Annotated in this window: 17 protein-coding genes; 6 read left to right on the top strand and 11 right to left on the bottom strand. The window is 71.5% G+C overall.

The genetic code is table 11. The annotated features are described in order from the left end of the window. Positions 1-67 precede the first annotated feature (67 nt). Positions 68-1,042 (bottom strand): S1C family serine protease, encoded by a 975-nt coding sequence (locus tag ACFE8Y_RS06845; protein ID WP_375463643.1) that lies wholly within the window; start codon positions 1,040-1,042, stop codon positions 68-70. A gap of 386 nt (positions 1,043-1,428) precedes the next feature. Between ACFE8Y_RS06845 and ACFE8Y_RS06840 the strand changes: the two genes are divergently transcribed. Both ACFE8Y_RS06840 and ACFE8Y_RS06835 read left to right on the top strand, forming a co-directional pair. Continuing rightward, positions 1,429-1,980: a sigma-70 family RNA polymerase sigma factor gene (locus ACFE8Y_RS06840; RefSeq protein ID WP_375463642.1), complete on the top strand. Its 552-nt coding sequence runs from the start codon at positions 1,429-1,431 to the stop codon at positions 1,978-1,980. Next, complete coding sequence (locus ACFE8Y_RS06835; RefSeq protein ID WP_375463641.1) at positions 1,977-2,672, top strand: anti-sigma factor domain-containing protein; 696 nt, start codon at positions 1,977-1,979, stop codon at positions 2,670-2,672. Before ACFE8Y_RS06840 ends, ACFE8Y_RS06835 begins: the two co-directional genes overlap by 4 nt. A gap of 120 nt (positions 2,673-2,792) precedes the next feature. Here the strand turns inward: ACFE8Y_RS06835 and ACFE8Y_RS06830 are convergent, their stop codons facing one another. From ACFE8Y_RS06830 to ACFE8Y_RS06805, 6 genes are all read right to left on the bottom strand, one after another. Then, complete coding sequence (locus ACFE8Y_RS06830) at positions 2,793-3,371, bottom strand: fasciclin domain-containing protein (RefSeq protein WP_375463640.1); 579 nt, start codon at positions 3,369-3,371, stop codon at positions 2,793-2,795. 221 nt (positions 3,372-3,592) lie between these two features. Then, positions 3,593-4,585 (bottom strand): transporter, encoded by a 993-nt coding sequence (locus tag ACFE8Y_RS06825; RefSeq protein WP_375463639.1) that lies wholly within the window; start codon positions 4,583-4,585, stop codon positions 3,593-3,595. Positions 4,586-5,063: 478 nt separating this feature from the next. Continuing rightward, positions 5,064-8,114: an excinuclease ABC subunit UvrA gene (uvrA, locus tag ACFE8Y_RS06820; RefSeq protein ID WP_375463638.1), complete on the bottom strand. Its 3,051-nt coding sequence runs from the start codon at positions 8,112-8,114 to the stop codon at positions 5,064-5,066. 206 nt (positions 8,115-8,320) lie between these two features. Further along, entirely contained in the window at positions 8,321-8,791 is a 471-nt protein-coding gene (locus ACFE8Y_RS06815) for a GNAT family N-acetyltransferase (protein WP_375463637.1), read from the bottom strand. Beyond that, positions 8,791-9,180 carry a response regulator gene (locus ACFE8Y_RS06810; protein WP_375463636.1) on the bottom strand — a complete coding sequence of 130 codons (390 nt, stop codon included), beginning with the start codon at positions 9,178-9,180 and terminating at the stop codon, positions 8,791-8,793. The genes ACFE8Y_RS06815 and ACFE8Y_RS06810 overlap by 1 nt, the downstream gene beginning before the upstream one ends. Before the next feature lie 241 nt (positions 9,181-9,421). Further along, entirely contained in the window at positions 9,422-10,270 is an 849-nt protein-coding gene (locus ACFE8Y_RS06805; protein WP_375463674.1) for a GH25 family lysozyme, read from the bottom strand. 204 nt (positions 10,271-10,474) lie between these two features. Here ACFE8Y_RS06805 and ACFE8Y_RS06800 point away from each other — a divergent pair, with 204 nt between their 5' ends. After that, entirely contained in the window at positions 10,475-10,918 is a 444-nt protein-coding gene (locus tag ACFE8Y_RS06800) for a DUF488 family protein (protein ID WP_375463635.1), read from the top strand. A 48-nt stretch (positions 10,919-10,966) separates the two neighbouring features. Here ACFE8Y_RS06800 and mntR read toward each other — a convergent pair whose 3' ends face one another. Further along, the gene (gene mntR, locus ACFE8Y_RS06795) at positions 10,967-11,428 is read right to left on the bottom strand and encodes a manganese-binding transcriptional regulator MntR (RefSeq protein ID WP_375463634.1); all 462 of its coding nucleotides are present in this window, start codon (positions 11,426-11,428) and stop codon (positions 10,967-10,969) included. Between the two features lie 233 nt (positions 11,429-11,661). Here mntR and ACFE8Y_RS06790 point away from each other — a divergent pair, with 233 nt between their 5' ends. Further along, on the top strand, positions 11,662-12,996 hold the full coding sequence (locus ACFE8Y_RS06790; RefSeq protein ID WP_375463673.1) for an Nramp family divalent metal transporter: 1,335 nt from the start codon (positions 11,662-11,664) through the stop codon (positions 12,994-12,996). Between the two features lie 23 nt (positions 12,997-13,019). Here the strand turns inward: ACFE8Y_RS06790 and ACFE8Y_RS06785 are convergent, their stop codons facing one another. The 3 genes from ACFE8Y_RS06785 to ACFE8Y_RS06775 all read right to left on the bottom strand — a co-directional run bounded on the left by ACFE8Y_RS06785 (position 13,020) and on the right by ACFE8Y_RS06775 (position 17,057). Continuing rightward, positions 13,020-14,708 (bottom strand): thiamine pyrophosphate-binding protein, encoded by a 1,689-nt coding sequence (locus ACFE8Y_RS06785; RefSeq protein ID WP_375463633.1) that lies wholly within the window; start codon positions 14,706-14,708, stop codon positions 13,020-13,022. A 66-nt stretch (positions 14,709-14,774) separates the two neighbouring features. Then, a complete protein-coding gene (locus ACFE8Y_RS06780; protein WP_375463632.1) occupies positions 14,775-15,962 on the bottom strand; it encodes an FAD-dependent oxidoreductase in 1,188 nt (395 codons plus the stop codon). A 189-nt stretch (positions 15,963-16,151) separates the two neighbouring features. Beyond that, positions 16,152-17,057: a LysR substrate-binding domain-containing protein gene (locus ACFE8Y_RS06775; RefSeq protein ID WP_375463631.1), complete on the bottom strand. Its 906-nt coding sequence runs from the start codon at positions 17,055-17,057 to the stop codon at positions 16,152-16,154. 214 nt (positions 17,058-17,271) lie between these two features. Between ACFE8Y_RS06775 and ACFE8Y_RS06770 the strand changes: the two genes are divergently transcribed. Then, entirely contained in the window at positions 17,272-18,573 is a 1,302-nt protein-coding gene (locus ACFE8Y_RS06770) for an SLC13 family permease (protein WP_375463630.1), read from the top strand. A 161-nt stretch (positions 18,574-18,734) separates the two neighbouring features. Beyond that, on the top strand, positions 18,735-19,065 hold a 331-nt coding region (sdhC, locus tag ACFE8Y_RS06765; RefSeq protein WP_375463629.1), incomplete at its 3' end, for a succinate dehydrogenase, cytochrome b556 subunit.

The following is a 19,065-nucleotide window of genomic DNA, read 5'->3' as shown; positions in this document are numbered from 1 at the left end:
GCCGGGTCCCGGATCGTGGTTCGCCGACGTTCCGGGCGTCCGGAAAGGGAGCGGCGAGGCGCAACGCTCAGTGCAGCGGCGGACTCATCAGGAAGCGCTCGCGGTCGCCCGACAGCAGCGTCGGCTTGATCGCCCGCCCGTCGCGGCGGATCGTCAGGGGCACGCGCACCCCGGCCTCGCCGAGCGCCCAGACGCTGCGGAAGAAATCGGCCAAGTCCGCCACCGGCTCGCCCGCCACCGCCTCGATCAGGTCGCCCGCGCGCAGATCCGCAGCCTCCGCGGGGCCGCCGTCGGCCAGCCCCATCACCACGACGCCGTCCTCGCCCTCGGTGGCGTAGAGGCCGAGCCAGGGCCGGGCCGGGCGGTTGGCGCGGCCGCGCGAGGTCAGGTCGTCGAGGATCGGCGGAAGCAGGTCGATCGGCACCACCATGTTGATCGCCCGCGGCCCCGACGTGCCGCCCTGCTGCAATTGCAGCGAGCCGATGCCGAGGAGGTCGCCCGCCGGGCCGATCAAGGCCGTGCCGCCCCAGTTCGGGTGCGAGGGCGCGGTGAACAGCGCCTCGTCGAGGACGTATTCCCAGTAGCCCGCAAACTCCTGCCGCGCGACGATCTGGGCGGCGACGCAGCGCTGGCGCCCGCCGGCGCCGGCCATGACCGCCCGGTCGCCGATCTTCAGAGTGCCGGACGTGCCGAGCTTCAGTGCCGGCACGCCGAGGGGGCCCAGCGCCTGAACCAGGCCGAAGCCGGTGGCGGCATCGAACCCCATCACGTGGCCGGGGACGGAACGCCCGTCGTTCGTCGTCAGCCAGACGCTCTCGGCCTCGGTGACGAGGTAGCCGATGGTGAGAACCAAGCCGTCCTCGCCGATGACGACACCGTTGCCGGCCCGCTCGGTGCCGAGCGTCTCGGCGGTGAAGGCCTCGGCCGGTACGCGGGCGGAGAGGGAGACCATCGCGGCGAGCGCCCGGTCGAGGTCGTAGCCATAGTCGCCGGGCTTCGGCTGCGTCGAAGCGGGGATCTTCCAGTCGCCCTGCGAGGCCATGCCGCGTCGATCCTTCGAGGTTCCGTCTGTGCCTCCGGCACGGGCGCCGGAGGGTCGGTCGAGTTCCGGCGCGCAATCCGCGCGCCCGCGTCAGGAGATAGGACGCCGCCGGAGCCGCCGACACCCCGGCGCGGCGACGCGGACCTCATCCCGGTCCGTGCGATCCGGGTCGAGCGCGTCGCGCGGATTCGCGGCCGGTCCCGGGACGGGCCGAGAGCCCGGGGCGACAGGCGGGATCGGTGGGGCGAGGCGCCGGATCGCAGCGAAGGCGCCTTCAATTCGTGCGAAAATAGGCTAGTCCTTCCGCGAACGTTCCCGTCGGCGACGATCCGGCCGGACCGAACGAGGGGCGAGGGGGCGCGCGGGTGACTGGAGGGGGCCGATCCGTGCGCGACGAGGCCGCCCTGACCGAGATCCTGGGCGCCGTCGCCGCCGGCGACGCGCGGGCGCTGCGTGCGCTCTACGATCTCACGGCACCGAAACTCTACGGCGTGATCCTGCGTATCCAGCGGGACCGAAGCGTGGCCGAGGATGTGCTTCAGGACGTCTACCTCCGGGTCTGGCAGGCGGCAGGCTCCTACGCTCCGGAGTCCGGAAGGCCGATGACGTGGCTCTGCACCATCGCACGCAACCGGGCGATCGACGGCATCCGCCGCAGGGGCGAGGTGCAGGGACCTGTGCGCGAGGACGGCGAGGATTGGGTGGAACGGCTCATGGATCCCCATGACACCGAAGCGGCGATCCTCGTTCGCGACGCCCTCGGGGCCTGCCTCGGGCGCCTGGAGGCGACGCAGCGCGCCTGCGTCGTGCTGGCCTATTGCGAGGGCTGGTCCCGCGAGGAGCTGGCCCGGCGCTACGACCGGCCCGTGAACACCGTCAAGACCTGGCTCCACCGCGCGCTCGCCGCCCTCAAGGGCTGCCTGGAGGAGGAGTCGTGAGCGAGGGCGAGCGCGACCTGCGCGCGGCGGAGTACGTGCTCGGGACGCTGTCGGCCGCGGAACGGGCGGCGTTCGAGCGGGAACGGACCGTCGATCCGGCGACCGCGGGGGCGGTGCTGGCCTGGGAACTGCGCCTCGCGCCGCTCTCGCTGGCCGCGCCGGCCGCGATCCCGTCGCCGGACCTCTGGACCCGGATCGCCCGCGCCCTGCCGCCGCGCGGGGACACCGCCGCCAACGACGACCGGGTGCTCCGCCTCGGCGCGCAGGTCCGGCGCTGGCGCCTCGCCGCGGCCGGCGCCGGGCTGCTCGCGGCCGGCCTCGCGCTGTTCGTCGCGGTCGACCGGCGGAGTCCGGACGCGGTCGCGCCGGGCACGCGCTACCTCGCCGTGGTGCAGGGCGGGGGCGCCCTGCCGGCGATGGTGGTGCGGATCGACACGGCGGCCGGCACCGCGCAGGTGCGCCCGGTCGGAGCGGAAGCGCCGGCGGGCCGGAGCCTGGAACTCTGGTACGTCGGCGCGGGCGCGGCACCGAAGACCCTCGGGCTCGTGGGCGGGGCGGTGACGCAGGTCGCCCTGCCGCCGGGCACCGCGGCCGACGACGTGCTCGCCGTCTCGGTCGAGCCCCCCGGCGGGTCGCCGAGCGGTGCGCCGACCGGTCCGGTGGTCTACACGGGCAAGCTGATCCGGGAGTGAGGGGGGGCCCGCCTCACCCATCCGGACGTCGCACAGGAAAAGACCCCGGACCGCGAGGCCCAGGGTCTCGTCTCACGATGCCGCGGTCGGGGCCGAAGCCCGGACCGCTTCCATCCCGGATCAGGGCTGTAGCACGCCGTTGATGACGTGGATGACGCCGTTCGACTGCATCACGTTGGCGACGGTGACGGTGGCGGTGCTGCCCTTGGCATCGGTCACGTAGACCTTCTTGCCCTTGCTCGTGACCGTGAGGGGCTCGCCCTCGACGGTCTTGAGCTGGGCCTCGCCGCCGCCCTTCTTGACCTCGGCCATCAGCGCCTTGGCGGTATGGACGCCCGGAACGACGTGGTAGGTCAGGATCTTGGTGAGCGTCGCCTTGTTCTCGGGCTTCACCAGCGTCTCGACTGTGCCGGCCGGGAGCTTGGCGAACGCGGCGTTGGTCGGCGCGAACACCGTGAACGGACCGGGGCCCGACAGGGTGTCGACGAGGCCGGCGGCCTTCACCGCGGCGACCAGGGTCGTGTGGTCCTTGGAGTTGACCGCGTTCTCGACGATCGTCTTGTCGGCATACATCGGCGCGCCGCCGACCATCGGGTTCTTGGCGAATGCGGCCGCCGGCAGCGCGGCACCGAGCGCGACGGCGAGCGCAACGGCGGCGGCCCGTGATCCCAGCGGGCGGCGGATGAAAGCGTTGGTCATGTCGTGTCCTTCCCAGCGATGCCCGAACCGTGGCGTCGGGCTGCTGTACGGACGCGTGTTAAGAAAAGTTTCACGACGATCGCACCGTTCCAGGCTTGCGCGGGCGTGAAGCGGGCATCGTGCAACAAGAAAGCCGTCCGACCCATCGGGTCGGACGGCTTCGTCTCGGCTTGCGGGGAACTGGAGCGTCGAGTGCTCCGATCCTCGTCGTCCCGTCGGTATCAGTACTTGCGCACGATCGGGGTGGGGGCCGCGGCGACCGGGGTCGGCGAGTACAGCGGCACGATCAGGCGGCCCCAAATTTCCGTCCTGAGATCCTCGCGGGTGTTGCCGGCAGCCGTGGTGAAGCGGGCGCTGCTGACCACATCGTGCGCAGCGTAAACCTGCGCCGTGACGGGTCCGAAGTCGTATCCGATGAGAGCGCCGAGGGCGAAGCGGCCGCGGTTGTTGAAGGCGAGGCTGTTGAAGCTGGTGTCGAGGTTCACGGTGCCATAGCCGATGGCGCCGATCTCGAACTTGCCGAACTTCTTGGTCGCGGTCAGGTCGAGGTTGAGCGAGTCGGAGATGATGAACGGTCCGCGCGTACCGAAGGAGTTATTGCCACTGAAGGTGGCCGGCGAGTCGTAGAAGTTGCCGGTCAGGTTGGCGGTGAGGTTGTAGCCGTCGCCGGTGTAGCTGATGGCGATGCCGGCGCGGTAGGTGTTCGAGGCGAGCTGCGGAGTGGCGAGACCTGCGAAGCCACCGGCGTTCGTGGTGAGCACGCCGCGGTCGCCGTTCAGTTCGTTCAGGTAGACACCGCCGAGCAGGCTGACGCCGACGTTGCCGCCGAGGTTGAACGCCCAGATGCCGCCGACGAAAGTGCCGACGTTGATCGAGGTGTCGCGACCCAGGCCGTTCGCGCCACTCTGACGGCCGAAGGTGAACACGGTCGGGGGCGCGAGGAGCAGTTCGATGCGGCCACCGAACGGCACCAGGGGGGTTGACCAGACCAGCACCGGGATGTTGACGCCGACATCGACGCCGATGTTGGCGGGAGACGCGTCCGGCGTGCGGTAGAGGAACGTGTTCAGGGCGTAGATACCCTCTGGGAGCGGGGCGCCGGTGGCGAGACCGACCTGCTCACCGGGGACCGTCGTGGTCTGGGCCTGAGCGGCGGTGGCCGTCAGCCCGAGCGAAAGCGCCACCGCACCGGCGGCGAGCCAGTTCTTTATCATCGTTTCAGTCCTTCCCAAGGTCCTCAAGGCGTCCGTCCCGCATTCGGCACTTCATTGCCGGTCTGCTCGCCTGTGGCGGCCGCCGCTTTGGAAGTGCCGAGTGTCCCCAACGGAGCCTGCCCGTCTCAACGTCTGGGACTATTCTACAGAGGCTCCTGGATTGACAGTGAAATGCCCACGCACGCGCCAGAACCAGCCGAACCGTTGCGCAAAAGCCTCATTTTTGCCGCGATGCAACACACGCACGATGCAGGAAAGGGCCGACCGGATTCAGCAAGATATCGCTGAACCGTCAAGCTGTTGCTGGACCGCCGGCTAGGAGGATTCGGCAAGGTGAGGCGGGCGATCAGGCACTGCCGCGCGTGGGCCACCTCGGCCGGCGTGGGCCCTTAGAACCGGGCCCGTGCGAGGCGAATCGGCGACCGCGGGAAGGACCGCGCCAGCCGGCGGCGGCAGAATCTGCCTACCGGAGGGCCCCTTACTCGGCGGCGCTGCGGCGTCCGGCCTGCGCCGGCCTCCGGGCCAGAACATCGCGCAGGAAGCGGCCGGTGTGGCTCGCCTTCGACGCGGCGATCTGCTCGGGCGTGCCCTGCGCCACCACCCGGCCGCCGCCGTCGCCGCCCTCCGGCCCCATGTCGATCACCCAGTCGGCAGTCTTGATGACCTCGAGGTTGTGCTCGATCACCACCACGGTGTTGCCCTGGTCGACCAACTCGTGGAGCACCTCCATGAGCTTGGCGACATCGTGGAAGTGCAGGCCGGTGGTCGGCTCGTCGAGGATGTAGAGGGTGCGGCCCGTCGCGCGCTTCGACAGCTCCTTCGACAGCTTGACGCGCTGCGCCTCGCCCCCGGAGAGCGTCGTGGCCTGCTGGCCGACATGGACGTAGTCGAGCCCGACGCGGGCCAGCGTCTCCATTTTTTCGCGAATGGACGGGACGGCCTTGAACAGGTCGGCGGCCTCCTCGACCGTCATGTCGAGCACGTCGGCGATGGATTTTCCGCGGTAGCGCACCTCCAGGGTCTCGCGGTCGTAGCGCTTGCCCTTGCACACGTCGCAGGTGACGTAGACGTCGGGCAGGAAGTGCATCTCGATCTTGATGACGCCGTCGCCCGAGCACGCCTCGCAGCGCCCGCCCTTGACGTTGAACGAGAACCGCCCCGGCTGGTAGCCGCGCGCCTTGGCCTCGGGCAGCCCCGCGAACCAGTCCCGGATCGGGGTGAAGGCGCCGGTGTAGGTCGCCGGGTTCGAGCGCGGCGTGCGCCCGATCGGCGACTGGTCGATGTCGATCACCTTGTCGAGGTGCTCCAATCCCTCCAGCCGCTCGAACGGGGCCGGGTGTTCGAGGGCACCGTTGAGCTTCTTCGCCACCGCCTTGTAGAGGGTGTCGATGATGAGCGTCGACTTGCCCCCGCCGGAGACGCCGGTGACGCAGGTGAAGGTGCCGAGCGGGATTGCGATGTCGACGTCCTTGAGGTTGTTGCCCCGGGCGCCGACGAGCCCGAGCCGGCCCTTGCGGCCCTTCCGGCGCGCGGCGGGCGTGCGCACGCTCATCGCGCCGGTGAGGTACTTGGCGGTGAGCGAGTCCGGGTGGGCCAGCACCTCCTCGGGCGTGCCCTGGGCGATGATCCTGCCCCCGTGGATGCCCGCGCCGGGGCCGACATCGACGACGTAGTCGGCGCTCAGGATCGCGTCCTCGTCGTGCTCGACCACGATCACCGAGTTGCCCAGATCCCGCAGGCGCTTGAGCGTGCCGAGCAGGCGCTCGTTGTCGCGCTGGTGCAGGCCGATCGAGGGCTCGTCGAGCACGTAGAGCACGCCGGTCAGCCCCGAGCCGATCTGCGAGGCCAGCCGGATGCGCTGGCTCTCGCCCCCCGAGAGCGTGCCCGAGCCGCGCGCGAGGGTGAGGTATTCGAGCCCGACATCCACGAGGAACGAGAGCCGGTCGCGGATCTCCTTCAGGATGCGCACCGCGATCTCGTTCTGCTTGTCCGTCAGCTTGCCCGGCAGGTCCGAAAACCAGCGGTGGGCGTCGCTGACCGACAGCGCGGTGACCGCGCCGATATCCGCCAGCGCGACCTTGACCGCGAGCGCCTCGGGCTTCAGCCGCTTGCCGGCGCAGGCCGCGCACGGCGTCTCGCTCATGAAGCGGCCGATCTCCTCGCGGGCGGCGTCGCTCTCGGTCTCCTTGTAGCGCCGCTCCAGGTTCGGGATCACGCCCTCGAACGGCTTGTTGACCGCGTAGGCCCGCATGCCGTCGTTGTAGTCGAACCGGATCGACTGACGACCCGACCCGTAGAGGATGATCGCGCGCGCCGCCTCCGGGAGCTGCCCCCACGGCACGGTGGTCTTGAAGCCGTAATGGCCCGCCAGCGCGTCCAGCGTCTGCCCGTAATAGGGCGAGGTGGACTTCGCCCACGGCCCGACCGCGCCGCGCTTGAGGCTCAAGGCCGCATCCGAGATGACGAGGTCGGCGTCGATCCGCATCTCGTGGCCGATGCCGCCGCAGGTGGGGCAGGCCCCGAACGGGTTGTTGAACGAGAACAGCCGCGGCTCGATCTCGGCGATGGTGAAGCCGGAGACCGGGCAGGCGAAGCGCGAGGAGAACGTGACGGCCTCCTGCGCCGCCTCGCCCTCGGGGGTGTCGGCGAACTCGATCAGGGCGATGCCGTCGGCAAGCTCCAGCGCCGTCTCGAACGAATCCGCCAGCCGGCTCGCGATGTCGGCGCGGACCACGATCCGGTCCACCACCACGTCGATGTCGTGCTTGAGCTTCTTGTCGAGCTTCGGGCAGTCGTCGATGGGGTGGTACTCGCCGTCGATCCGCAGGCGCTGAAAGCCCTTCTTCTGGAACTCGGCGATCTCCTTGCGGTACTCGCCCTTGCGCCCGCGCACCACCGGCGCCAGCAGGTAGAGCCGGCTCTTCTCCGGCAGCGCCAGCACCCGGTCGACCATCTGGCTCACCGTCTGGCTCTCGATCGGCAGCCCGGTGGCCGGCGAGTACGGGATGCCGACCCGCGCCCACAGCAGGCGCATGTAGTCGTAGATCTCAGTGACGGTGCCCACCGTGGAGCGCGGGTTCTTGGACGTCGTCTTCTGCTCGATGGAGATCGCGGGCGACAGCCCGTCGATCTGGTCGACGTCGGGCTTGGCCATCATCTCCAGGAACTGGCGGGCATAGGCCGAGAGCGACTCGACGTAGCGGCGCTGGCCTTCCGCGTAGATCGTGTCGAAGGCCAGCGACGACTTGCCGGACCCGGAGAGCCCCGTGAACACCACGAGCTTGTCGCGCGGGATCGTCAGGTCGACGTTCTTGAGGTTGTGCTCGCGTGCGCCGCGCACCGTGATCACCCGCTGGTCGCGGGCAGCGGGGGCTGCGTCGAACAGAGCTTCGAGGCGAGCATCGATACCGGCCTCGGCGGATGCGGCCGCGACCCCGGTTGTTTTCGTGGCGGTCCTCTTCGGGGCGGACTTCTTCGTCTCGTGCGCCTTGGTCGCAGGCTTCTTGGCGGCAGCTTTGGCGTCGGCCATGGGGCGGCAGGTCTTTCGGCGGGGGCGGACGGCAAGGCCGCGACGCCGGCTCATGTCGGCCGGTCCCCGTCCGCGGGCAAGGCGCGACAGGCAAGACGCACGCCTCGCATGCACAGGGCCGTGCTAGAACGAAGTGAGTACGAGGGCAACACGACCCCGGTCGGGCTTCCGCTTCGCGACGGAGCGCTGCGGGAACGCCCGCACCGTCAGACGGGAGCCAAGCGCTTGACCATGTCGATGCGCTTGAAGCCCGCCTGCTCGCCGCGTCCCGTCTCCGCGAACCCGATGCGGGCGTAGAGCGCGCGGTTCTCGGTCATCGCCTCGTTGGTGCAGAGCCGGATCGTGTCGAGGCCGGAGCGACGGGCCGCGGCCTCGGCGAAGCGCAGCAGGGATCGGCCGAGACCGCGGCCTCGGAGTTCGGGGGCGACGGCGACGTTGTCGATGAACAGCGCGTCCGCCCGGGGGATCAGGACGACGAGGCCGCGGACGGCGCCCTCCACGACGAGGACGTGGACGCGGCCGGCCGCGATCAGCGCGGCGTAGTCGTCGTCCATGGGTGCGGGGTTGCGGCCGATCCGGGCGACGTAGGGCGCGTAGGCCGCCGCCACGATCGCCTCGACCGCCGCCCGGTCGGCCGCCCGGGCGAGGCGGATCTCCGTCGGCACGGCACGCGGCATCAGCTCAGGCCCTCGATCCCGCGCACGGCGTCGAGCACGTGCCTTGCGCTGAACGGCTTGTCGATGAACAGGGCCCCGTCGGGCAGGTCGTGGCCAGCCGGCGTCATCGGCCCGGACATGACGACGATCCGGATGCCCGGCCAGCGTCGCGCCACCTCGCGGGCGAGACCGAATCCGTCCGCCGCGCCGGGCATGCAGACGTCGGTGAGCAGCAGGCCGATGTCGGGGCGGCGCTCCAGCAGGTCCAGCGCGCTCGCCGCGCTCCAGGCCTCGACGACGGCGAAGCCGGCTTCGTCCAGCAGGTCGGCCGCCTCCATCCGGATGATCGCGTCGTCGTCGACGAGGAGCGCCAGGGGTCGCGAAGCGAGGGCCGGTGCGACAGGATTCATCCGCGACAATCGGCGGGATGGTGAAACGTTGCCTGAAATCCCGACGATTCCGAGGGCCGAACCGGTTTCCACGCCGTCGGGACGCGCTCGCATTCGCACCGCCTCCGGTCCGGCCCCGATCGCAGCCGGTTCAGCGCGGCGGGGCCGGGCTCTCCGACGTCGCGACACGCGGGCGCCCCGCGATCCCCCTCCGGTCTCCGCGCTGGCGTCGCGCAGGGTCTTCGCGGCGATGGCCTGGAGGCTACTTCCCGGTGCAGAGGCCCTGCTCGGTCAGGCGTCCGTGCTCGCGCGGGTCGCAGTCGGTCGAGAGGAACGAGGCCCACTCGGCCGGCGTGCCGTAGAAGGCGTTGCGGTCGACGTCGCCGCGCACCCCCGGCACCCGGCCGGTGGAGGTGAACTGCCACAGCATCCACTTGCGGTTGGAGAAGCGCTGCTCGGGCTCGGCCGCGGTGGAGCGCAGCCAGTGCGGATAGTCCGGCAGCTCGCCCTCCAGCACGTCCTTGTGGAAGGTGATGTCGGTGTAGATGATCGGCCGCTTGCCGGTGTAGCGCTCCATCTCCTCCAGCATGAAGGTCGTCATCGCCAGCGCCTCGGCCTTGGGCAGCTTCTTCGGGCAGGTCTGCGAGTGGCCGTTCCACTCCACGTCGAGGACGGGGGGCAGGGCGCTCGGGTCGTTGGGGACGTTCTTCTTGAACCAGTCCATCTGCTCGCGCGCCGAGCGGCACCAGAACACGAAGTGGTAGGCCCCCCGCGGCACCCCGGCGCGGCCGGCCGCGTCCCAGTTGTCGCGGAACCGCTCGTCGACGTGGTCGCCCCCTTCCGTCGCCTTGATGAAGGCGAACTGGGTGCCGGCCCCGCGCACGGAGGCCCAGTCCACCGGACCCTGCCACTTCGAGATGTCGATGCCCTGGATCGGGTGGCTCTTGGCCCGGGCGACGCCCGGATGGGGCTTGGCATCGCCGTTCGTCGGGTAGAAGTCGGTGTTGGCGGCGCAGGCCGCGAGGCTCGCCAGCAGGGCTGCCGAGACGACGCGCCTGACCAGGGCGCGCGCGGCGGCCGGCCTCACAGCAAACCCGTTCCTCAGCGACATCGATGCCCGGCCCGCCATCTCAACCAAGCGCTCCAACAGAGCTACTTGATGCCCTCCGCGCGGTTAACAGAGGTTTGACTTCAATGCGGCGGAATTCCGGAACCCGTTGCGGCAGGGAGACATGGAGGCGCCAGACGGTCGGGCTCGGGCCCGCGCAGCGGCGGTCAAGTGGCGGACCCGCCTCGGTTCTTCGGAGCGCGCGCCGTGGGTAAGGTTCTGTTCACCATAGGCTACGAAGGCCTCGACCCGGAGCGGCTCACGGCCGCGCTCGGGAATGCCGGCGTCGGCCTGCTCGCGGACGTGCGGGCGGTGGCCAACTCGCGCAAGCGCGGCTTCTCGAAGGGCGCCCTCAAGGCGGGGGTCGAGGCGGCGGGGCTGTCCTACGCGCACCTGCGCGGCCTCGGCACGCCGAAGGCCGGCCGCGAGGCCGCGCGCGGCCACGACGCCGCGTTGATGCGCAAGATCTACTGCGAGGCGGTGCTCGACACCGCCGACAGCGGCCTCGCCCTCGACGACCTCGCCCGGATGGCCGAGGCGGCACCGACCTGCCTGCTCTGCTTCGAGCGCGACCCGGCCCGCTGCCACAGGCGCGTGCTCGCCGAGCGCCTGGAGGCGCGCGGCTTCGCCACGGTCGACCTGTTCGGATGAGGCCGGCCCGCGCACGACGACGACGTGCCGGCCCGCGCCCGCGCGGTCTCAGGCGTCCGGCAATCCCTCCGCGAAGCGCCGGAACGCGTCGAGCGTCTCGCTGCTGACGTGGTGCTCGATGCCCTCGGCGTCGCGCCGCGCCGTTTCCGGGCTCACGCCGAGGGCGCGCAGGAAGCGCTCGACGATGCGGTGGCGCTCGCGCGCCTGATCGGCCAACGCCCGGCCGGCCTCGGTGAGGAACACGCCGCGATAGGGGCGCTGCTGCACGAGGCCGTCCTCGGAGAGCCGCTTCAGCATCTTGGCGACGGTGGGCTGCGCCACCCCGAGGCGGGCGGCGATGTCGACCTGCCGCGCCTCGCCGCCGTCGCCGATCAGGTCGGCGATCAATTCGACGTAGTCCTCGACGAGTTCGGAGCGCCGCGCCTCGCGGGCCTGCCGGAAGCTCTCGACGTGAATTTCCGGATCGACGAGGTGGGCCTCGGCGACGGCGTTCGGACGACGAGCCTGCATCGGTCGAGACATCTCGCGCAAGGACGGCAGGGCGCCGCGTCGTCCCTTCATATCGCAGGCGAAGGAGGTCGGGGAGTCCCAGACCGGCCGTGCGCGCCGCCGCGCGGCCCGTGCGCGCGGCAACCCGTCGAGGGCGGCCCTCCGCTGTAGCTCTTCACATTCGTTATAGCCTTAGCTATATCCGACGCCTCGCATTGCGCGAGGCCCGGACGGGACGCTTTGCCTTGAACCTGATGCCTCACGATCGGACTTGGCGGTTCAGCCGCGGGACGCAGGACGCGCCGAGCCTCGGCGGCCTGAACGGCAGCGTGCCGGTCCGGGCCGACGGCACGTGGCTGCGCCGCCTCCTCGGCTTCCTCGGGCCGGGCTACATGGTCTCGGTCGGGTACATGGACCCCGGCAACTGGGCGACCGACATCGCGGGCGGCGCGCAGTTCGGCTACGCGCTGCTCGCCGTCATCCTGCTCTCGAACCTGATGGCGATCGTGCTGCAGGCGCTCGCGGTGCGCCTCGGCATCGCCACGGGCCGCGACCTCGCCCAGGCCTGCCGCGACGCGTATCCGCGCCCCGTCGGCATCCTGCTCTGGCTCGCCTGCGAGGCGGCGATCATCGCCTGCGACCTCGCCGAGGTGATCGGCACCGCGATCGCCCTCAAGCTCCTGTTCGGCATCCCGCTCATCCTCGGCGCCGTGATCACCGCGCTCGACGTGTTCGTGGTCCTGCTTCTGCTGCGGCGCGGCTTCCGGGCGCTCGAGGCCTTCGTGATGGGCCTGCTCGCGGTGATCTTCGTTTGCTTCGGCGTGCAGATCGCGCTCGCCGCGCCGCCGATCCAGGCGGTGCTGTCCGGCTTCCTCCCCACCACGCGGATCGTGACTGACCCGGCCGCCCTCTACATCGCCATCGGGATCATCGGGGCGACCGTGATGCCGCACAACCTCTACCTGCACTCAGCCATCGTGCAGACGCGGGCCTATCCGCGCGACCTGGAGGGACGCCGCGCGGCAATCCGCTTCGCGGTCGCCGATTCCACCATCGCCCTGATGCTGGCGCTCTTCGTCAACGCCGCCATCCTGATCCTGGCCGCAGCCGTGTTCCATGGCGCCGGCCGCACCGAGGTGCAGGAGATCGAGCAGGCCTTCGAGCTGCTCTCGCCGCTGCTGGGCGTCGGCATCGCCTCGACGCTGTTTGCCGTGGCGCTGCTGGCCTCGGGGCTCAACTCGACGGTCACGGCGACGCTGGCCGGCCAGATCGTGATGGAGGGATTCCTGCGCCTGCGCATCCCGGATTGGGCGCGCCGGCTGATCACCCGCGGCCTCGCGATCGTGCCGGTCGTGATCGTCACCGCCCTCTACGGCGACCAGGGCACGGCGCGCCTGCTGGTGCTGAGCCAAGTGGTGCTGTCGATGCAACTGCCCTTCGCGGTGATCCCGCTGGTCCGCTTCGTCTCGGACCCGGCCAAGATGGGGGCGCTGGTCGTGCCGGCTTGGCTCAAGCTGCTGTCGTGGGCCATCGCCGCCGTCATCGTGGTGCTCAACGTCAAGCTCCTGTTCGACACCCTGGGCGGCTGACGCGCGGCACACCGGCACGGGGTTCAGGTCGCCCGCACCACCACCTCGACGAGGTTCGGCGCGCCGGAGCGGATGCCCGCCTCGATCGCGGCCGCGATGTCGCCCGCCCGCGCGATCCGCCGAGCCGGCACGCCCATCGAGGCGGCGAGCGCCAGGAAATCGATGCGCGGGTCGGTCAGGTCCATGGCGATGAAGCGGCCGGCGCGCGCCGAGGCGTAGTGCGCCTGGGATCTCATGTAGGTCTTCAGGATGTTGTACTCGGCGTTGTTGATCACCACGAAGGTCACGGGCAGTTTCTCGTGCGCGGCGGTCCACAGCGCCTGGGGCGAGTACATCGCCGCGCCGTCGCCGACGACGCAGACCACCGGCGCCCGGTCGAGGCCCAGGGAGTAGCCGACCGCGGCCGGCATGCCCCAGCCGAGCACGCCGCCGCGCATCGAGGCGTACTGGTGCGCGGACGGGCTGTGGAGGAAGATGCGCAGGTGCGCCAGCGTCGCCGGGGCCTCGTCGACGATTGTCGTCTCGGCGCCCACCGCGCGAGCGATCTCGCGGGCAGCGACCAGCGGCGCGATGACGGGATCGGAGAACGCCGCGTCGGCGGCCGCCGCGAGGCGGGTGCGCCGGTCCGCGTAGGCGCGGGCCGCCTCGACCCGCAGGCGCGCGTAGGCCTCGGCCCGGTCCGCGAGGCGCGCCCCGAGCAGCGGCAGCAGCACGTCGAGCGAGGCGCGGACGTCGCCGACCATCGAGAGGGTGGTCTGGTAGGTGCGCCCGAGGTCGCGCACGTCGGCCGAGAGCTGGAACACCTGGGTGCCGGCCGGCACCGCCGATCCCTCGGTGTAGAGGACCGTGATCAGCGACTTGCCGCCCAGCGCGAACACCGCGTCGTAAGCCCCGAAGATCGCGGCGATTTCCGTCGCCTTGGTGGGCAGGTTTCCCGCCCAGAGCGGGTGCGCGGTGGGGAAGGGGATGTGGGCGGGCCAGGACGAGCCGTAGACCGGCGCCGCCAGCAGGTCGGCGAGCCGCACGGCCTGGGCCGAGGCGTCGCTCGCCTCGATCTCGTCGCCCGCGATCAGCGCGAGCCGGCCCGGCGCCACCGCGGCGAGGTGCCCGGCCAGCCGGTCGAGGGAGCCGGCCACCGCGCAGCGGTCGATGGTCGAGGGCTCGCCGGCGGGCGCCTCGGTCATCGCCTCCATCACGTCCATCGGCAGCGACAGGAAGACCGGGCCGGAGGGCGCGGCGGTGCAGTCGTGGAAGGCCCGCCGCAGCAGGATCGGCAACTGGTCGGGGCTCGCGACCTCGCGCGCCCACTTCACGGCGGGCGTGGCGAGGCTGACGAGGTCGCCGAACAGCAGCGGGTCGGTGATGGCGTGGCGCGAATCCTGCTGCCCCGCGGTCACGACGAGCGGCGTGCCGGAGACGCCGGCGTTGATCAGGTTGCCGAAGCCGTGGCCGAGCCCGCCCGCGGTGTGGAGGTTGAGGAAGGCGGGGCGCCGCGCGGCGTGGGCGTAGCCGTCGGCCATCGCCACCGCGCTCGCCTCCTGGAGCGCCAGCACGTAGGCGACGTCCGGCGTCTCGGTCAGCGCGTCGATCAGCGGCAGCTCGGTGGTGCCGGGATTGCCGAAGATGTAGCGCACCCCTTCCGAGCGCAGCACCTCCAGCAGCACCTGCGCCCCGCGGCGGCGGCCCGGCGCATCCACCGTCGCGATCGTCATGAACGCCCCTCCCGCCTGCGCGGTCGAGGCTACGCGAAGAGCGGGTCGAGCGACAGGCGGGGACCGTCAGACCGCGAGCAGGGCGGCCAGCGCCGCGGCGGCGCGGGTGGCCCCCCGCGCGGCATCGGCCGCGTACCGGATCGCGTGGCGCGCGGCGCGGTTGCGGGCCCGCCGCGCCGCCCACGGCAGGCCGGCCTGCGTGGCGAGGGCGCGGGCGTAGAGGCTGGCGCGCAGGCTCGCGGCGTCGCAGGCGCGCTTGACCGGGTCGGCGTAGTACCGTGCGATCTTGTCCGCTCCCATGCCCGGCGTCGCGAGCCAGCCCGGAAGGTGCACGCCGGCCAGCCGCTCGACATCGTTGAGCACCTTGCCGATCCCCGTCCCGGGGACCGGGCAGGCGGTCTGGAAGGCGTCGCCGACGAGGACGAGGCCGTCGCGCACGTGGCCTCGCGCGCGGGCGAGGTCGATCGGGCGCACCTCCACCGGGCCGGCGATGGCGAGGGTCGGGCAATGGCGGGCGAGCCCCGGCATCAGCGCGCGCAGGGCCGCCTCCGGATCGGCGCGGAACGCCCGCGTCCAGGGTTCGTTCGGCTGGCGGTAGCAGAACAGGTTCGCCCGCATCGTGTCGCCGAGAGGGAACAGCGTGACGTAGGCGTCCTGCCCGCCGAACCGCTCGGAGAAGTAGGTCAGCGCCGGGAACGGGAAGGCCGCGCGGGGCGCGGCCATGTCGAAGCCGATCGCCAGGGAGTGCTGCTGGCCGAGCACCTGCCGCGACACCCCGGCCCTGCGGCGCAGGATGTCGCCGAGGCCCGTCGCCAGCACCGTGAGGCGGCCCTCGAACCGGCGCCCGTCGGAGAGGGTCACCGCCTGCGTGTCCGGACCGAGGTCGAGGTCGGCGACGCGCCCGACGGTGAGGAGGCCCGCGGGCAGGGCGGCACGCAGGGCGTTGATCAGGTCGGGATAGCCGGCGCCGTACTCGGTGCTGCGCTCCCACTGGGCGAGGCGGCCGAACCGCACCACGCGGACCTCCTCGGTCATGGTGGTGCAGGCGCGGGCCGCCGCTCCGAACCCGAGCCGCTCGAACAGGGCCATCTGGGCGGAGCCGTACTTCTCCGCCCGGAAATCACGCGGATGCGTGGCGTGGGTGTCGATCAGGGCGACGCGCCGGCCGTCGCGTGCGAGGCACCCGGCCAGCGACGTCCCGGCCAGTCCCGCGCCGATCACCACGACATCGAAACGGTCCGTCTGGTCGTGCATCGCGGGCAGGTCCGGCTGGGAGCGGGCGACTTCGCACACTACATTTTACGGCCAGATTGGCAGGGCCTTCCGGCTGGGAAGACGTTTACGTAGTCTTCAGCGCTTCGATGCTACCAAGCCCAAGGATGATACTTGGCGACCACCGGTGGCACGCGGAAACACAGCGTACATCCCGTGATCGCGATCAACTCAGCGTCCCTCGCTGCTCGATCCGCCGCGCAGGTGCATCACGAAATCCCGGGCGAAGACCGGCAGCGCGCCGAGGTCGCGCAGGCAGAGGGTCAGGTCGCGGGCGGCCCACGGCTCGTCCAGGGGCACGACGCGGATATCGAGGCCGCGCGCCACCCGGTGGGCCATGCCCTCGGGCACGATGCCGAGGCCAACGCGAGCCTCGACGAGGCGGCAGACCGCATCGAAGCCCCGCAACTGCACCCGCAGGCGCATCGGGCGTCCGACGCGGACCGCCTTGTCGGCGAGGAAGCGGGTCAGCGCGCTGGTGCGATCCAGGCCGACGAGGTCGTGCGCCAGCACCTCGGTGAAGGTGACGGCCTCGCGCTCCGCCAGCGGATGGCCGCGCGCGGCCACCAGCACGAAGCGATCGTTCCGGAACGGGAAGGTCTGGAGGTCGCCGGTGTCGACCGTGCCCGACAGGATGCCCAGATCGGCCGCCCCTTCGGCCACCAAGCCGACGATCTCGTCGGAGGTGTGCTCGTCGATCGCGACGCTGACGCCGGAATTCCTGGCGAGGTAGGCGGCGAGCGCGTCGGGGAGGAACTCGGTGAGCGCGTTGGTGTTGGCGATCACCCGGATCTGGCCGACCGTGCCGTCGGAGAACCCCGACAACTCACCCTGCATCCGCTCGATCCCGGCGATGAGCCCGCGGGCGTGCGCCAGCAGCGCCCGGCCGGCGGGCGTCGGGGTGATGCCGAGGCGGGTGCGGGTGAGCAGCGCGGCGCCGAGCGAGGTCTCCATGGCCCGGATTCGGGTCGAGGCGGCGGCAAGCGCGAGGTTCGCCCGCGCCGCCCCGTGGGTGATCGAGCCGGCCTCGACGACGTGGCGGAACAGCGCGAGGTCGACGAGGTCGAAGCGCATCATGGCGGGGGCGTCCTTGCGTCGACGACGAAGCCTCGACCGAAGAACCCTCTCCGCGAACGGGAGAGGGAAAGCGTCTGAGCCGCCTCCGCCCGGTCCGCCGATAACCCTGATCCTTCGCCAACGACGAAGGTTCCGTCAACGAGAGCCGAATTGCGAACCGCTCCGAACTGGTGCGTAAGCTGGACGCGGAACCAGCGCGGGAGGGCAGGACGGCATGGGCAGCGAGGCGGCGATCCTCGCGACCGGCGCCCTTCTCGTGCTGTGCATGGGGCTGTGGGCGAGCGCGCTCACGGCGGAGATCGTGACCGCGCTGCTGTTCTTCGCGCTCGCCATGCTGCTCAAGCTCGGCTCGGCCGCGACGGTGTTCTCGGGCTTTGCCGCCTCCGCCTTCTGGCTGGTGATGTCGGGGATGGTGGTGGGGCAGGCGATGACCCGCACCGGCCTCGGCGCGCGGCTGGCGCAGGGCCTGAGCGGGCGGCTCTCGGGGTCGTACCCGCGCTTCATCGGCGGGCTCGTGGCGTTCAGCTTCGCCCTCGCGCTGGTGATGCCGTCGAACCTCGGGCGCATCGCCCTGATGATCCCGGTGACGCTGGCGCTGTGCGACGCCTTCGGGCTCACGGCGGGGCGCAACGGCCGCGTCGGCGCGGTGATGGCGGTGGGGCTGGCGACCCCGGTGCTGTCGGCGGCGATCCTGCCCGCCAACGTGCCGAACCTCGTCATGGCCGGCGCCGCCGAGCGGCTCCAGGGCCTGCACCTCACCTACCTGCCCTACCTGTGGCTGCACGCGCCGGTGCTGGCGCTCGTCAAGGGCGCGCTGCTGGTCGCGGTGATCGTGCGGATGCTCCCCGACCGGCTGGCGGCGGGGGCCGCGGCGCTCCCCGCCCTGCCGCCGGCCTCGGGCGCGGAGCGCCGCCTCGCGCTGATCCTTGCCGGCACGCTGGCCCTGTGGCTGACCGACGGCCTGCACGGCATCGCGCCGGCCTGGGTCGGCCTCTCGGCCGCCGTGATCTGCCTGATGCCGCGGATCGGCGTGCTGCCGCCCGAGGCTTTTTCGCAGGTCTCGCTGCGCACCTGCTTCTACATCGCGGCGCTGCTCGGCCTCGTCGCGCTCGTCACCGAGACGGGGCTGGGCGCGCGGCTCGGCCACGCCCTGCTCGCGGTCGCACCCTTGAGTCCCGGCGCCACGGCGCAAAACTTCGCCGTGCTCACCGGCATCAGTACGGTGCTGACGCTGGTCGTCACCGCCAACGGCGCGCCGGCCCTCTACACCGCGCTCGCCGGCGAGATGGCGGGCGCGAGCGGGTTCTCCCCGATCGACGTGGTGATGGCGCAGGTGGCGGGCTACGCGACCCTGTTCTTCCCCTACCAAGCCCCGCCGATCGTGTTCGCGCGGGAACTCGGGGGCGTGTCGCTGGCCGCAGCGACCCGGCTGACCTTCGCCTACGGCCTCGCGTCGCTGCTGATCGCCGCCCCGCTCGACTTCCTGTGGTGGCGGCTCATCGGGCGGCTGCCGTGAGGACGCGGATGCGAGACCGCGCGGGAATCGTCAGCACCGGCCCGCCATGCCGCATTGCGGCTTGCCTGCCCGTTCTCTAGCGCTACCAGATTAGAGACAGTCCAGTTCGCAACCGCCAGTTCGCAACCGCCAGTTCGCAGCAGCACGAGACCCCCAGCACGATGGCACCCACCGCCCGCCCCTCGGTCGCCCAGCCGCTCTCGCCCCATCTCCAGATCTACCGCTGGACCTGGACCATGGCGATGTCGGTGTTCCACCGCATCACCGGCACGGCGCTCTACGGCGGCACGGCGCTCGTCGCGGTCTGGCTGGTGGCGCTCGCCTCGGGGCCGGCCGCCTACGGCTGGGTGGCGTGGGCCTTCGGCTCGTGGCTCGGCCGGATCGTGCTGTTTTCCTACACCTTCGTCCTGCTGCACCACATGCTGGGGGGCCTGCGCCACTTCGTGTGGGATGCCGGCTACGGCTTCGACCGCGACAAGCGCATGGCGCTCG

This window comes from uncultured Methylobacterium sp., assembly GCF_964242245.1.
Classification (GTDB): domain Bacteria; phylum Pseudomonadota; class Alphaproteobacteria; order Rhizobiales; family Beijerinckiaceae; genus Methylobacterium.
This window is presented reverse-complemented; position numbering and strand designations above follow the sequence as displayed.